This is a genomic window from Kaistella antarctica (assembly GCF_900109615.1).
GTDB classification, from domain to species: Bacteria; Bacteroidota; Bacteroidia; order Flavobacteriales; family Weeksellaceae; genus Kaistella; species Kaistella antarctica.
This window is the reverse complement of the sequence record NZ_FOIX01000001.1, coordinates 471,992-487,767: the sequence shown is the minus strand read 5'-3', so window position 1 is coordinate 487,767 and position 15,776 is coordinate 471,992. Positions and strand designations below refer to the sequence as shown.

Sequence of the window (15,776 nt, the reverse complement as noted above, 5' to 3'; positions counted from 1 at the left end):
AATTTACAATATGATTTCAATTCAAAATATATCTAAAGTTTACGGCTCCAAAAAAGTTCTTCACATTGAAAACCTTGTGATTCCAAAAGGAGAAAGTTTCGGTTTGGTCGGAAATAACGGTGCTGGAAAAACCACGCTTTTCAGTCTTTTATTAGATTTAATAGAACCTACGACAGGTTTTATCGAAATCGATGGCAACAAAGTCAACGAAAATGAAATCTGGAAAAAGAAAGTTTCGGCTTTTATTGATGACACTTTTCTGATCGGTTATTTAACACCAGAAGAATATTTTTATTTCTTAGGCGAACTTCGTGGACAAACCAAAATTCAGGTTGATGAATTTCTAAAACAGTTCAATGACTTTTTCAATGGTGAAATTTTAAACGCAAAAAAGTACGTTCGTGATCTATCGAAAGGAAATCAAAAGAAAGTCGGAATTGTCGGCGCTCTAATTGGAACTCCCGAAATCATTGTTTTGGATGAACCATTTGCCAACCTCGATCCTTCCACTCAAATTAAATTAAAAAAACTAATTAAAGATTGGACGAAAAATGAACAGGTCACTTTTTTAATTTCCAGTCACGATCTCGCGCACACGACGGAAGTCAGCAACAGAATTGTTCTATTGGACAAAGGCGAATTGGTGAAAGATATTATCACCACGCCAGAAACCTTACAGGAATTAGAAGATTTCTTTACCACGTCGGTTGAGACTTCCATCTAAATCAAAAATAGATATCCATTTTCTTTCAGTAGGAAATGGATTTTTTTTCAATTCATTATCAAGCACTTACTGTTTTAATTGCAAAGAATTTATTTTTTCTGTAACCTTTTTTCAATTTCAGTGTCTTTAAAGTAGAAAGAGAATAATATGAATATTTTGTTCCATAATAAAAAAGATGATTTGCTGAGCCGCCTGAAAAAACAGGAACCGGCTGCGCAGAAAATCTTTTATGAGCAAAATGTAAAGAAATTCTTAAGCATTAGTAAAAGTTATGTCACCGATATTTATCAGGCGGAAGATTGCGTCATCAAAACGTTTTGTAAAGTTTTTAAAAGTATCGAAACTTTTCGCGGTGAGGGAAATCTGGAAGGTTGGGCGCGAAGAATCTTAGTGAACGAATGTCTGAATTTTATTAAAAGCCATAAAACCGTTTTTTATATTGATGACATTCATCCTTCTGCCTTAGAAGAAATTCACGATGAAATCACGGATTGTGACTTTAATGCGCAAGAACTTTTAGACCAACTTCCGGATGCGTATCGTATGGTTTTCAATCTTTATGTAATCGAAGGCTGTTCGCATCAGGAAATTTCTGAAATCTTAAATATTTCTTTATCTGTAAGCAAAACTCAGCTTTTTAGGGCCAAAGAGAAATTGAGAACAATCTACTTTCAGCAACAAAAAAACTTGAAAAATGAATACTCCGAAATATAATATAGAGCACGAAATTAAGAACCAAATCGAGGAGCGCGAAATCACACCGTCCAGAGATTTGTGGTCCGAAATTGAAAGTCAGACTTCAGCTCCAACTTCTGTTAAAACAAGGATCAATTGGTTTTTAGTGGCGGCTTGTTTAGGTTTGCTTTTAAGTTTAGGAATTGTGTTGGTTAATAGTAGTGATGAAGAAGTTGCTCAACCACAAATCGTGGAAACTACTATTCAACCTACGCTTGCTCAACCAGAAAATAAAATCGGAAAGGAATCAACTCCACTCTTAGTTGAACGTACTGAACCTACTTTAAATAAGATTAATCCTGTTATTTCAACTCAAGAAACTAAAATTATTGATCCAGAAGTGATTGTCGTGCAAAAGCAAATTCCTGCAATTAAACAAAAAGAAATTATTCCTGCAATTGCCCCAGATCAATTTTCGAACAGTATTGCAATCATTGATTCTGCTAAAGTTCCGGTTAAGCGGAAAAGATTTGTGGATCCATCTACGTTGCTCTTTTCAGTAGAACATAAAGATGTTATTGAGAAATCGAAAGACGGTAGTAACGTTGCCACGATTGACCTCAACTCAAAATAATTCCATTTTAAACTTTTAAAAATTAATAATATGATCAAGAAAATTATCATGACGGGATTGGTATGTTCATACGCAACCGCTCTTAATGCTCAAGTTAATATCAAACTCAATTTCCCAAACAAACAGGATACAGAGCTGAGTCCAATTGTGAAAGAAAAGGTGGAAGAATACGCCACCAAAATCAACAATATTATTCAAGAGGAAAAAAAACTCATGGAAGCAGAACTTGAAATTTTAGCTAAGGAAAGTTTACCACAGGCAGAATTTAATAAAAAGAAGGCTGATATTGCAGACCGCTATTCCACCAAAATAGACGAAAGAATTGAAGCGCTCGGTTTCGACTTAGATGAAGTGATTCAAAAACAAGTGCGCTATTCTTTACTCAATTCTGATATCACTTCCGAGGAAGAATTGAAAGCGAAACTGATGAAGAAATTTCGTGCGGCCCGAAACCTCAGTCCTTATTTCTCCTATGGAATTATGACCCTGACTAACGATCAACCCGACAATGACCTCGATAAAAATATCGCTTATAGCAATAATCTGGAAGTAGGTTTTAAACTAAATTACCAGTTTGACAGAATGAGTCCGTGGGGTTTAATTTCAGGTTTGGGTTTCTCTTGGAGAACCATTCGTTTAGACAATAATAAATTTTTCTCCAAAGACAATAATGGTCAAGTCTCCGTTGCAGATTACGGTGGCAACGTCGATAAAAATAAAATGCGAACTGGATATTTAATGGTTCCACTTGGCTTACAATACAACTTTTCGAAATTGAAAAATGCCGGCATGGATATTCAATACAGACCCTACGGCAGCGGATTCAGAGTTGCAGCCAATGCTTACGGCGGCGTGAAAATGTCAACCAATAATATCGTTCGTGGAGACTCTGAAGATTTCCGGAATCGCTCTAACTATCAGGTGAATCCATTCGTGTACGGCGGACAGCTTACTTTCTCTTACAACAGCCTTAGCCTTTTCGTTAAGAAAGATTTCAGCAATTATTTTAAAGGCAGTTACTTCCCAAATGATAAAGCCTTGGTTATCGGTTTGGCACTTGGATTATAAATTTTTCATAGCAATTCATATCAACAAAAAACTCTGGAAATTCTCCAGAGTTTTTGCATAATTTATCTATCATCTATCCGTCTATGATCTAAACGTCTTTTTAAACCATATCCTCCGGTTTCACCCATTCATCAAATTGTTCTGCGGTCACTAATCCCAAGTTAACTGCCTCTTCTTTTAAAGTGGTCCCGTTTTTATGGGCAGTTTTCGCAATTTTTGCTGCATTTTCATAACCGATATGCGTATTCAAAGCCGTTACCAACATTAATGATTTTTCAACCAACTCTTTAATTCTTGGTTCGTTCGGTTCAATTCCTACGGCACAATGATCATTAAAAGAAATACACGCATCGCCTAATAATTGAGCAGATTGTAAAAAGTTGTACGCCATCACCGGTTTAAAAACATTGAGTTCAAAATTCCCTTGAGTTCCGGCAAAAGAAATCGTAGTGTCGTTTCCTAAAACTTGCGCACAAACCATTGTCAGCGCTTCATTCTGAGTTGGATTCACTTTTCCTGGCATGATGGAAGAACCGGGTTCATTTTCTGGAATATGAATTTCTCCAATTCCAGATCTTGGTCCGGAAGCGAGGAAACGAATATCCTGCGCAATTTTATAAAGCGCAACCGCCAGTTGTTTTAACCCTCCATGACTTTCCACTATTGCATCGTGAGCCGCGAGCGCTTCAAATTTATTGGGTGCCGTCACAAACGGAAGTCCCGTAAATTCTGAAATATATTTCGCCACTAAAACGTCGTATCCTTTTGGTGTATTCAATCCCGTTCCAACCGCCGTTCCGCCAAGAGCAACTTCTTGCAAATGATCGAAGGTATTAGTAATTGCTTTCATAGAATAATCCAACTGCGCCACATACCCTGAAAATTCCTGACCTAAAGTTAAAGGTGTTGCATCCATTAAATGCGTTCGTCCGATTTTCACTACCGTTTTAAAACTCTCAGCTTTTTCATGTAAAGTATTTCGCAGTTTTTCAACGGCTGGCAAAGTGTGTTCGACTACTTTCTTATAGGCTGCAATATGCATGGCTGTAGGATAAGTATCATTGGAACTCTGCGATTTATTCACATCATCGTTCGGGTGAATTTCAGATTTTTCTCCCAAAGTTCCGCCATTATTCACATGCGCTTTATTCGAAACCACTTCATTGATATTCATATTGGACTGTGTCCCCGACCCAGTTTGCCAAATAACCAGTGGAAATTGATCATTTAATTCTCCCTCTAAAATTTCTTCGCAAACTTTCGCGATCATATCTCTTTTTTCATTAGAGAGAACACCCAACTCTGCATTCGTGAATGCCGCAGCTTTTTTTAAATAGGCAAATGCTTCAATAATTTCATGCGGCATCGAAGCCTCTGGACCAATTTTAAAATTATTTCTTGAACGTTCGGTTTGTGCACCCCAAAATTTGTCTGCAGGAACCTGCACATCGCCCATGGTATCTTTTTCTATTCTATAATTCATTAGGATTAAATTTATTTCCTTAAAAATAATGATTTTAAAATTGACCCACAAAAAATCGTCATGATATAAATCAACGGCTTTAATGTATAAAGACAATTAGTACGGTTTAAAATCGCTAACTTTAGGTATAAATTCCAAATAATGTCGGAAAAATCGAAAAGATTGATGATGATTTACAGTCGTTTGAAATCTGGTCCTGTAACGATCGAAATGTTATCTGCCTGGGCGAACAAAAACGGCGTGCAAATATCACCGCGAACATTTTATCGGGATTTGGAAGATCTGGAAAATTCTTTGATGTTATCTGACCAAAAATTAGTGGTTACTGTCGGTGAAAAAAATAGAAAATCTTGGAAGATTGAATACATCAACGATGAGGAGCCCTTGACGGAATTCGATATCAACTCCTATATTCTCTTTCAACATTTTCTTCCCTTAGCCGTAACCTCTTCCCGCAAAGATTCAATCGAAAAAATGCGCAGACTCTTCTACCAAAAGCATAGTAAGAGCCACTTTGAACATTTTGTAGATGTTGCAAAACAGCAAATTACATCTAGTCATTTTTTTGAAGGATCCGATTTTACAGATCACCCGCAAATCTTAGACGATTGCATTTGGAGCGTTCAGAATAAAAGAATTATGGAATTGCAGTCTGTTAACTACGATTACACCTCGATCTCTTCTCATATTGTTTTTCCTCAGATGTTTCTACCGATTCAGATTCTTTATCACCGTGGAGTGGTGCATATTTCAGGGTTTCTTGAAAACAATGATCAACTTTTAATATTTGGATTGGAGCAAATCGAAAAATATAAATTGACGAACGACCCTTTTGACAATAACGATTTGTTGCAAAAATTAGAAACGGAGCTTTTAAGCCGTTTTGGGATTACTCAAAATATCAATCATGAAGTGTATGATATTGAACTTGAATTTACGAAACGAACCGGAAACTTTGTACACAATCTATTTTGGCACGAATCCCAAGCTTTTAAGCAACTGGAAAATGGAAATTTTGTAATGACTTTAAACTGCGGTATCAATCGGGAACTTGTCGGTTGGATATTTCAATGGATGTCTAATGTAAAAGTCCTGAAACCAGACCTTCTTCACAATCTGGTCTTTGAAAAATACCGGGAAATGGTTCAGTATTATGAAGATGATTCGGCTCTGATTTCAAACAACTCTTTTCGTCCTTGTCACGTGGTTGACAATCTGTGACAATGTTATGTGTTAAATTTGTCCTAACAAATGATGAAAGAGAATAAAAATCTTTCCACAACAAAGGTGAAGGCTTAGTCTCCACCTTTTCTATTTTAGAAATAGCAGTAGATTCATAGAAGAAGAGTTTTTAATTTGCCTATTTTTACGTTTCTAAAAATTAAACTATGGACTTCCATTATCAAGAGCCTTTTCCAATTCTAAAAGATGACACTCAGTACAAGAAGTTGAGTTCAGAATATGTAAAAATAGAAACTTTAGGCGATCGTGAAATTTTGACCGTCGATCCAAGAGCCTTGGAATTATTGGCAGAGAATGCTTTAGCAGACGTATCTTTCATGCTTCGTTCTTCTCATTTAGCAAAACTTAAAAAAATCATCGACGATCCAGAAGCAACAGATAACGATCGTTTCGTTGCCTACAATCTTTTACAAAATGCTGCCGTGGCAATTGAAGGCGCTTTACCTTCTTGTCAAGATACCGGAACCGCAATCTGTGTGGCCAAAAAAGGCGAAAACGTTTACACAGGCGTTGAAGATGCTGCCTGGATTTCAAAAGGAATTTATAATACCTATCAGGAAAAGAATTTAAGATATTCTCAAATCGTTCCTTTAACCATGTTTGAAGAAAAGAATTCCGGTTCTAATCTTCCAGCTCAAATTGATATTTATGCTGAACAAGGGAACGAATATAAATTCTTATTCATTGCAAAAGGCGGAGGTTCTGCCAATAAAACGTTCTTGTATCAAAAAACGAAATCTTTGTTGAACGACAGTTCTCTTGAAGCATTCGTGAAAGAAAGAATTATGGATCTGGGAACTGCGGCTTGTCCGCCTTACCATTTAGCGATTGTGATCGGTGGAACTTCTGCTGAATCGAATTTAGCTGCCGTGAAAAAAGCAAGTGCCGGTTATTATGATCATCTTCCGACAGAAGGAAATATGGGTGGTCAAGCTTTCCGTGATTTGGAATGGGAACAGAGAGTTCAGAAAATTTGCCAGGAAAGTTCCATTGGAGCTCAGTTTGGTGGAAAATATTTAACGCATGATGTTCGCGTTATTCGTCTTCCTCGTCATGCTGCAAGTTGTCCAGTCGGAATGGGAGTTTCCTGTTCTGCTGACCGAAACATTAAAGGAAAAATTAATAAAGACGGAATCTTCTTAGAACAATTAGAAGTTAATCCGAAACAGTTCTTGCCTTTAACGCCACCGCATTTAGAAGAAGCCGTTTCGATTGACTTGAATCAGCCGATGCCCGCAATTTTAGCAGAACTTTCAAAACATCCAATCAAAACACGTTTGAAACTGAACGGAACTTTAATCGTCGCCCGAGATATCGCTCACGCAAAAATTAAAGAACTTCTTGACAGCGGTCAACCGATGCCCGAATATTTCAAGAATCATCCAATCTATTACGCAGGTCCCGCAAAAACTCCAGTCGGAATGGCTTCTGGAAGTTTCGGCCCAACTACAGCCGGACGAATGGATGTTTATGTTGACGAATTTCAATCTCACGGCGGAAGCATGATTATGCTCGCCAAAGGAAACCGCACCAAAGAAGTGACCAACGCTTGTCATAAATACGGCGGATTCTACATTGGTTCGATTGGTGGACCGGCTGCAATTTTGGCCAAAGAAAATATCACCTCAGTTGAAGTTCTCGATTTCGAAGAACTTGGTATGGAAGCGGTACGTAAAATTGAAATTAAAGATTTCCCAGCCTTCATCATTACTGATGATAAAGGAAACGACTTCTTTGAATCAATTGCGCATTAACTAAGTTTATACTCAATTTAAATTGTAAAAATCAGGCGTAAATCTTTTGTCCTCATCGAAATTTATCCTATTTTTGCCTAAAATCTATTACAATGGTATTATTATCATCATTCTTCCCTTTCTACCAGTTCCTTTGGACGGTTTATTTCGTCATCATGTTTCTCGTAGGATTCTGGTGTATTTTCATGTTCTTCGGTTACATCATCCCACTTTGGCTTACCGCTGGATTGGCTGAGTATTTCGGAAAAACAAAACCATTCGATCCAGAAGAAGTAAGAAGAAAAATAATGACTGAGCAAGAGGGCGTAGAACTTCTTTACAGCAACCCAAAAGGACGTGGTCCATTTCTTCACACCGACGGTCATCACTAGTTGATGTCATTGCTCTCCGACTTTAATTTCGGGAAAAGCAATCGCAAAGCAAAATCATATATACATCAGTTTCTAATTTTTTAGAGACTGATTTTTTTATTAGGAGCACCACCATTTTCATTTCTTATCAAGCTCTCACCCGCTTTCCACTCTATCTTTTCCTCGTCGTTCCGCCTCAAAAAAGGATGCCGTTGCAATCGGGACTATAATAAAGTTTCAGTCGTCTTTACACCGCAAAATTGATTCTTTTAACTTGGTTCATTTTTCTTTATCTTTGCAACCACAAAATTTCAGAAATGTCAAAGTCACTTATACCGAAGCTCGAAGCCATCAAACAACGCTACAACGAAGTTGCAGACCTCATAATTCAACCAGATATTATTTCTGATCAAAAGAAATATTCTACCTTGAATAAAGAGTACAGCGACTTGGGGAAGATCGTTGCTGTCTTCGATCAATACAAACAAGCTTTGACGACCATTGAAGAATCAGACGAAATTATCGCTGACGGTTCTGATAAAGAGTTTGTTGAAATGGCAAAAGCTGAAAAGAATGAAGCGCTTGATAAAATTCCTGATTTAGAAGATCAGCTGAAAATTCTATTAATACCAAAAGATCCAACCGATGATAAAAACGTAATCGTCGAACTCAGAGCGGGAACTGGTGGCGATGAAGCCGCAATTTTTGTGGAAGATGTTTACCGAGCCTACGCCATGTATTTCAAATCAAAAGGTTGGAAACACGAAATCACCGATGCACACGAGGCTTCAAAAGGATATAAAGAATTAATCGTTCGAGTGGAAGGAAATGACGGAATTTATGGTATCATGAAATTCGAATCGGGCGTTCACCGGGTACAACGCGTTCCAGAAACAGAATCTCAAGGTCGTGTTCACACTTCAGCAATTACGGTAGCAGTTTTACCAGAAGCGGAAGAAGTTGATTTTGAATTAAATCCAGCAGACATCGAAATGCAAACTTCAAGATCTGGAGGTGCTGGTGGACAAAACGTAAATAAAGTAGAAACCAAAGTTCAGTTAACGCACAAACCTTCAGGAATGGTGGTTGTCTGTCAACAAGCACGCTCCCAATTGGCCAACCGTGAATTAGCCATGGAAATGCTTCGAACAAAATTGTACGACATCGAATTGCAAAAGGCAGTTGGAGATGTTGCTGCCCAAAGAAAATCAATGGTTTCCACTGGTGACCGCTCCGCAAAAATTAAAACGTATAACTATTCTCAAGGAAGAGTTACCGATCATCGAATCAACAAATCCATGTATAATTTAGATGCTTATATGAATGGCGATCTACAGGAAATGATTGATGCCGTGATTATGGCAGAGAATGCTGAAAAAATGAAAGGGGAAGAAGATAATTATTAATGACATTTAAATAATTTTAATATCTTTGAAAAAATTACAAAATTTTAGTATTATGAAAAAATCGATTTTTATTTTAGGAGCTGTTGCAGCTTTCACGTTAATTTCATGCAAGAAAACTGAAACTGTTGACATGAATTCTGACGTAGACACTACAGCATCTGTAGTAATTGTAGACAATGATTCTATGCCTATCACCAACGACTCAACAATCAACGCTGTAGATAATGCCGCTGAGAATGCAGTTGATGCTACTGGAAAAGCGATCAAAGATGGCGCAAACGCGGTTAAAGAGGGCGCAAAAGATGCTACTGACGGCGATGGAGATATCACAAAATAATTAGAAACATTTAGTTATTGAAGAACCTGTAAAATATTTGCAGGTTCTTTTTATTTGATAGGGTGTGATAGCTATTCTATTAACATAATAGAAAAACAACTCTTCATCAAAGTTTGAACCTCAATCTTGAAGGTCTTTCAATTTTACTAGCCTCAATATTCGACGTTGTGTTTTCTGAAAGCACATAGTGGTTAATATGGTTGTAGACCATTTCTCCAGTACCATTTCCGGATAATACCATCGAACTGTCTTGATCGTTTTTCAAGTTAATTATGATCTCAAAGTAGGCTACTTCTGGATCGATTTTCTTTAAAGTATAAGAGAAAGTCCCATTTATTTTAAATTGAGCAGTAGCAGACTGCATTGCTTTTTCAAAGATAAATTGATCTCCGACTTTCATGCTTTTTTTAGAAATAATCTGACGTAAAAATTCCCTCGGCATCGATTTTATAAAATTATCTTTCGCGTCCTCGCCAGATTGGGAGATATGAGTGATTACTTCTTTGTCTTTTCTTAAATCACCACTTATCGTAATATCAGAAAAAGAAAGGAGTTGGTTATTTTTCTTACCATCACTATCCACATCAATTTTTATTTTCTCATAATTAAATTCGAACGGGAATGATTCTTCAGTTTTTTCAAAAGTTTTCATATTAACATCTATATCAAACTCATAACTCATTTTTCGATCTTGGTTATAGCCAATTTTTTTGAGTGCTTCCATTTCTGCTTTATCACCACTTATTTTCACCGTTCCAACCGTTTCAGTTTTATTATTGATGATAAAATGAGAGTTTTGAGGTGGAGCATATTCAAAATCAATAGTTTGCTGCGCATTAATACAAATCAATCCGATGAAAAGTGAAAATAGAAAATAGAAAATAGAAAAGCTTGCAATTTATTCATTGTCTAGGAGTTTTGGTAAATATAGGATGCTTCACGAAATAACTAAATAACAATTTTTAAAAAATCGTAACTTTACTTCCTATTAAGCTAAGAACAATGCGCACAAAAATCCAAAATACAAATCCTGACTTTTCCTTAGAATCAGAAGCAACACTTCCTTACTTTTTCGAAAAAGATGGTTTGGAAATGAAATCTTCCTACACTGAAAAAGATTCAAAAACACTTACAGAAAAACAATACGCGGCTGGAGTTGCGCCCTATTTGCGCGGACCTTACTCGACAATGTACGTGCAGAAACCTTGGACCATTCGTCAATATGCAGGATTTTCTACCGCGGAAGAATCCAATGCTTTTTACAGAAGAAACTTGGCAGCAGGACAAAAAGGGTTGTCGGTTGCCTTCGATTTAGCCACACACCGAGGTTACGATTCAGATCATCCAAGAGTGGAAGGTGATGTCGGAAAAGCTGGTGTTGCCATTGATTCAGTGGAAGACATGAAGATTTTATTTAATGAAATCCCCTTGGATGAAATCTCAGTTTCAATGACGATGAACGGTGCTGTTTTACCAGTTCTGGCTTTTTATATTGTTGCCGCAGAAGAGCAGGGCGTTTCTCAAGACAAACTTTCAGGTACCATTCAGAATGATATATTAAAAGAGTTCATGGTGCGGAATACTTATATTTATCCGCCGACACCTTCCATGAAAATAATTGCTGATATTTTTGAATATGCCTCTAAGAATATTCCGAAGTTTAATTCAATTTCGATTTCAGGATATCACATGCAGGAAGCCGGAGCTACGCCAGTTTTAGAAATGGCTTATACTTTAGCCGATGGTTTAGAATATGTAAGAACGGGAATGAAAGCCGGAATGAAAATCGATGATTTTGCTCCACGCTTATCCTTTTTTTGGGCAATCGGAATGAACCATTTTATGGAAATCGCAAAAATGCGGGCAGCCAGATATATTTGGGCTAAACTGTTAACGCCATTTAATCCACAAAATCCAAAATCTTTAGCCTTAAGAACTCACTCGCAAACATCTGGGTGGAGCTTAACGGAGCAAGAACCTTTTAATAATATTACCCGAACGACCATTGAAGCATTAGCTTCTGCTTTAGGTGGCACGCAGTCTTTGCATACAAATGCGCTAGATGAAGCCATCGCTTTACCCACCGATTATTCGGCGAAAATTGCTCGAAATACCCAGATTATTTTACAGCAAGAAAGCGGGATTTGCGATGTTGTAGATCCGATGGGCGGAAGTCATTTGGTTGAAAGTCTGACGCAGCAAATGATCGATGAAGCCATGAAATTTATCGATGAAGTGGAAAAAGAAGGTGGGATGACCAAAGCCATCGAAGCCGGAATTCCGAAAATGAGAATCGAAGAAGCTGCGGCGAAAAAGCAAGCAAAAATCGATAGTGGCGAAGAATTTATCATTGGAGTTAATTCTTTTAAATCTACCCAGAAACAAATGGAGTTGGACATTTTAGATATCGATAATTCTGAAGTTCGTAGAAAACAAATTGAAAGACTCCATCAAATAAAAAGAGATCGAAATACTGAAGCAATTACAGAAATTTTAGAAACGCTAAAACAGTCTGCAAAATCAGGCGAAGGAAATCTGTTAGAAATCTGCATCGAAGCTGCCCGAAGAAGAGTAACACTCGGAGAGATGAGCGATGCGATGGAAGAAAGTTTCGGAAGATACAAAGCCAATATCAGAACCATACAAGGAGTTTACGCCATGAACGCAAGCAAGAATGAATATTTCCCAAAAGCCCTTTTACTATCTGAAAAGTTTGAAGAAAACGAAGGAAGACGACCCAGAATTATGGTCGTAAAAATGGGACAAGATGGTCACGATCGTGGTGCAAAAGTAGTAGCCACAGCATTTGCCGATATGGGATTTGACGTTGATGTCGCGCCACTATTCCAAACTCCGGAAGAAGTAGCGAAACAAGCCGTCGAAAATGATATTCACATTTTGGGTGTTTCTTCTTTAGCAGCCGGACATAAATTTCTTGTTCCGCAAGTGGTGGCAGAATTGAAGAAATTGGGTGCTGATGATATTACCATTGTGGTTGGTGGTGTAATTCCAAAACAGGATTACGAGTTTCTTTACGCCAACGGAGCAGACTATATTTTCGGCCCAGGCACCAATTTACCGAAATCTGCATGTGAGATTTTAGAAGGATTTTTAAAGTAAACAGAAGATTTTTCTTTTTTTAATTATTCTTTGAACCTTCGCAACAATAATGAAGTATTCAAAAAGTAAATCGTCAATGATTTACTTTTTTTTAGTAAAGCTTTTGATAAAGCTTAACTAAAAACGCTTTACCTCTTTTCTTCTTACTTTGATTTATATTTTACGATTTCTAAAAAAATTTTGCTGTAATTTTTTTAAGAAAATTATGATCAAATTTTCCAGCCATTTCCGGCTAAAACACTGTACTTCATGCACCTATTGAAATACTTTTTATGTAAAACATAAGATTATCTAAAAATTCTTCTTAATTTTAAGTTCTTAAAAACACAAAGCCATGAAAAAAAATCGATTTCTTGCGCCACTTTCCGTGGCTGCATTTTTTGCCTTTTCTTATTTGAACGGGCAGAATTCTGAAAAGCTCGTCAAGGATTATTATGTGCAAAATAATGAACTCCTCAAGACCGATCGTAAAGCAGGCGTCCTAATTATCAATGAAGATGTCTCCAAAAGTATGAATGCAAACATTGTGAGTGTACAACAAACTTATAATGGTTTGAGAGTGTACAACGCTTTCGGAAAGGTCATCTTACGCAATGGAAAGGTCATCTCTGAAAAGAATGATTTTAAAACTAAAATCTCTGTTCCTTCTTTTGAAGGTTCTATTTTAAACACCAGAATTCCGGAAGAGATGCTCATAAGCAACTTAGGTTTACAGCAAATCTCCCGAATTGAGTATTTCCCAAATGTCTACTTTGAAAAAAACAGTTCTTATATTTTATCAAACGAGGTGTTTATTTCCGACAAAAACTCTTCAGATGTTTGGCATGTAATTGCAGATGCGACCACAGGTGAAATTCTTTTAAAAAGTAATTTAACATTATCCTGCAATTTTGAGGACAAAGCCCTCTCACCAGAATCAGAAAGCCAGATTGGTCAAACATCAGATCATCATATCAGTCACAGTACAACCATTGATAATGTTTCTTTTGATGCTTCGCCGGCATCTTATAAAGTTTTTGCTCTGCCAACAGAAGCACCAACTTTTGGTCCGATTTCTCTGGTAACTAATCCTTGGGATTTAACTGCTTCTCCCGAAGGCTGGCATTCTGATGGGACCAATAGTTACACCACCACAAGAGGAAATAATGTGTATGCTTATTCCGACGAAAACAATACCGATTTACCTGGCTATTCACCAGCTGGAGGCGCGGGTTTAATCTTTAATTTTCCCTACGCTGAAGGTAGAAACATTAGTCCCTTTAATTACAAAGATACCGCGATTACCAATTTATTTTATATCAATAATAAAATTCATGATGTCTTCTACCATTTTGGGTTTACTGAATCTGCGCGGAATTTTCAAACTAATAATTTTGGTAAAGGAGGAGTTGGTAATGATTCGGTAGCTGCAGAAGCATTCGATGGAAGCGGCCTTAATAACGCTAATTTTATGAGAGGCTATGAATTTATCGACGATGGAACCACTTACGTTTTAGCACCAAGAATGCAAATGTACATTTGGAACAGGGCCCAAAGTGAGGAAGATCCTATTTTAAGATATCAATTTAATTCTCCACCGGATCTCGCCGCTCGTCCGAAAGTAATAACCGGCAGTGCTTCTTTCGGCAAATTATTATTGGAGGGTCAATCTGTAACTGGTGATTTAAAAATTCCTACTCCAGAAAGTGGCTGTTCGCAACCAACTTTGGGAAGTCTTACTGGAAAAATTGCCTTGATTACTAGTGTAACTTGTGAGTATAGTCTTAAAGTATTGAATGCTCAGAAAGCCGGTGCAGTTGGAGTTATTATTTACAGACCAACCGTAAACGAAGCCGTAAATATGGGAGGTGGAAGTTACGGGTACCAAGTGACGATTCCTGCAATCAATATGGGAAAACAAGAAGGTCTTTTTTTGGCGTCGGAACTTACGGGTGGAAAAACGATTAACGCAACTTTGCAGAATGATTTTAATGGTTTTAAACATTCAAGTTTAGATAATGCAATTGTTATTCATGAATATGGACATGGGATTTCTGGGCGCTTAACCGGAGATGGATACGATTGCCTTTCAATGTCATACTCTACAGAGCAAATGGGCGAAGGATGGTCTGACTATTTTGGGTTGATGCTTACGGCGAGACCGGGAGATACGTCTTCAATGCCAAGAGGAATGTCAACTTATTCTAAAGATCAGCCCACAGACGGCATTGGTCTTCGGTTAGCAAAATATTCTCCCGATTTTGCAATTAATAATTATACGTACGCGAAAACAAATACTGTAACTGGTGAACATGCAATTGGGTTTATCTGGGCGACCATGTTGTGGGATCTTACCTGGAAATATGTCGAAAAATACGGCTATAATAATGAGCTGTTAGCAGATTCTAATTCGGGAAATGCAAAAGCAGTTCAAGTTGTTATGGATGGTTTGAAACTTCAAGCCTGTAATCCAACTTTTATTGATGGAAGGAATGCCATACTGCAAGCCGATCAAATTGCAACTGGGGGCGAAAACAAATGCATGATTTGGGGCGCTTTTGCAAAACGAGGCTTAGGAGTTACGGCGTCGGCAGGTAATAAACAAAACGCAACTGATCAGGTAGAAAATTTCACTTACCCGGCCGAGTGCGCTGGTACTCTGGCCGCTATTAACGTTGATTCGAACAAAAGCTACATCGTTTTCCCCAACCCAACTTATGATGAGTTTTTTGTTGGGAATATCGATAAGTCAACGGAAGAGGCGACAATTAGCGTTTATGATCTATCAGGAAAGTTACTCTTAACCGAAAATAGAAAATCTTCTTCCAAACAAGCTATTTCTACCAAAGGCCTAAATCCAGGATTATATTTGGTTAAAATAGTACAAGGTGCAAAATCACAAACAGAAAAATTAATTGTGAAGTAAATTCGATTAAATTAATGATTTAAATAAAACAGTTAAAGAATGAAAGCCGAAATTATTATTCGGCTTTCATTATATTAT

The 15,776-nt window shown here is 37.3% G+C and carries 13 protein-coding genes; 11 read left to right on the top strand and 2 right to left on the bottom strand.

All coding sequences use genetic code 11. The features are described from left to right. Window positions 1-10: 10 nt before the first annotated feature. The 4 genes from BMX49_RS02315 (at window position 11) to BMX49_RS02300 (ending at window position 3,101) form a co-directional block, all read left to right on the top strand. Window positions 11-724, top strand: a complete 714-nt coding sequence (locus tag BMX49_RS02315; RefSeq protein ID WP_034718266.1) for an ABC transporter ATP-binding protein — start codon at window positions 11-13, stop codon at window positions 722-724. 147 nt (window positions 725-871) lie between these two features. After that, window positions 872-1,438, top strand: coding sequence for an RNA polymerase sigma factor (locus tag BMX49_RS02310; protein WP_034718263.1), 567 nt, complete (start codon window positions 872-874; stop codon window positions 1,436-1,438). After that, on the top strand, window positions 1,419-2,033 hold the full coding sequence (locus BMX49_RS02305; RefSeq protein WP_034718260.1) for a hypothetical protein: 615 nt from the start codon (window positions 1,419-1,421) through the stop codon (window positions 2,031-2,033). The genes BMX49_RS02310 and BMX49_RS02305 overlap by 20 nt, the downstream gene beginning before the upstream one ends. Before the next feature lie 30 nt (window positions 2,034-2,063). After that, a complete protein-coding gene (locus BMX49_RS02300; protein ID WP_034718257.1) occupies window positions 2,064-3,101 on the top strand; it encodes a porin family protein in 1,038 nt (345 codons plus the stop codon). A 100-nt stretch (window positions 3,102-3,201) separates the two neighbouring features. On the opposite strand, the gene fumC is transcribed toward BMX49_RS02300, so the two are convergent. Continuing rightward, the gene (fumC, locus tag BMX49_RS02295) at window positions 3,202-4,584 is read right to left on the bottom strand and encodes a class II fumarate hydratase (RefSeq protein WP_034721089.1); all 1,383 of its coding nucleotides are present in this window, start codon (window positions 4,582-4,584) and stop codon (window positions 3,202-3,204) included. Between the two features lie 141 nt (window positions 4,585-4,725). Here fumC and BMX49_RS02290 point away from each other — a divergent pair, with 141 nt between their 5' ends. From BMX49_RS02290 to BMX49_RS02270, 5 genes are all read left to right on the top strand, one after another. After that, window positions 4,726-5,805 (top strand): helix-turn-helix transcriptional regulator, encoded by a 1,080-nt coding sequence (locus tag BMX49_RS02290; RefSeq protein WP_034718255.1) that lies wholly within the window; start codon window positions 4,726-4,728, stop codon window positions 5,803-5,805. Between the two features lie 167 nt (window positions 5,806-5,972). Then, window positions 5,973-7,580, top strand: a complete 1,608-nt coding sequence (locus BMX49_RS02285) for a fumarate hydratase (RefSeq protein WP_034718252.1) — start codon at window positions 5,973-5,975, stop codon at window positions 7,578-7,580. Between the two features lie 92 nt (window positions 7,581-7,672). Beyond that, complete coding sequence (locus BMX49_RS02280) at window positions 7,673-7,951, top strand: hypothetical protein (protein WP_034718249.1); 279 nt, start codon at window positions 7,673-7,675, stop codon at window positions 7,949-7,951. Between the two features lie 296 nt (window positions 7,952-8,247). Beyond that, entirely contained in the window at window positions 8,248-9,336 is a 1,089-nt protein-coding gene (gene prfA / locus BMX49_RS02275; protein WP_034718247.1) for a peptide chain release factor 1, read from the top strand. 130 nt (window positions 9,337-9,466) lie between these two features. After that, window positions 9,467-9,673 (top strand): hypothetical protein, encoded by a 207-nt coding sequence (locus BMX49_RS02270; protein ID WP_126337180.1) that lies wholly within the window; start codon window positions 9,467-9,469, stop codon window positions 9,671-9,673. Window positions 9,674-9,779: 106 nt separating this feature from the next. On the opposite strand, the gene BMX49_RS02265 is transcribed toward BMX49_RS02270, so the two are convergent. Next, on the bottom strand, window positions 9,780-10,523 hold the full coding sequence (locus tag BMX49_RS02265) for a hypothetical protein (protein WP_034718242.1): 744 nt from the start codon (window positions 10,521-10,523) through the stop codon (window positions 9,780-9,782). Between the two features lie 152 nt (window positions 10,524-10,675). Here BMX49_RS02265 and scpA point away from each other — a divergent pair, with 152 nt between their 5' ends. Continuing rightward, window positions 10,676-12,793, top strand: coding sequence for a methylmalonyl-CoA mutase (gene scpA, locus BMX49_RS02260; RefSeq protein WP_034718239.1), 2,118 nt, complete (start codon window positions 10,676-10,678; stop codon window positions 12,791-12,793). Window positions 12,794-13,127: 334 nt separating this feature from the next. Further along, window positions 13,128-15,698 carry a T9SS-dependent M36 family metallopeptidase gene (locus tag BMX49_RS02255; RefSeq protein ID WP_051803646.1) on the top strand — a complete coding sequence of 857 codons (2,571 nt, stop codon included), beginning with the start codon at window positions 13,128-13,130 and terminating at the stop codon, window positions 15,696-15,698. The last annotated feature ends 78 nt before the right edge of the window (window positions 15,699-15,776 follow it).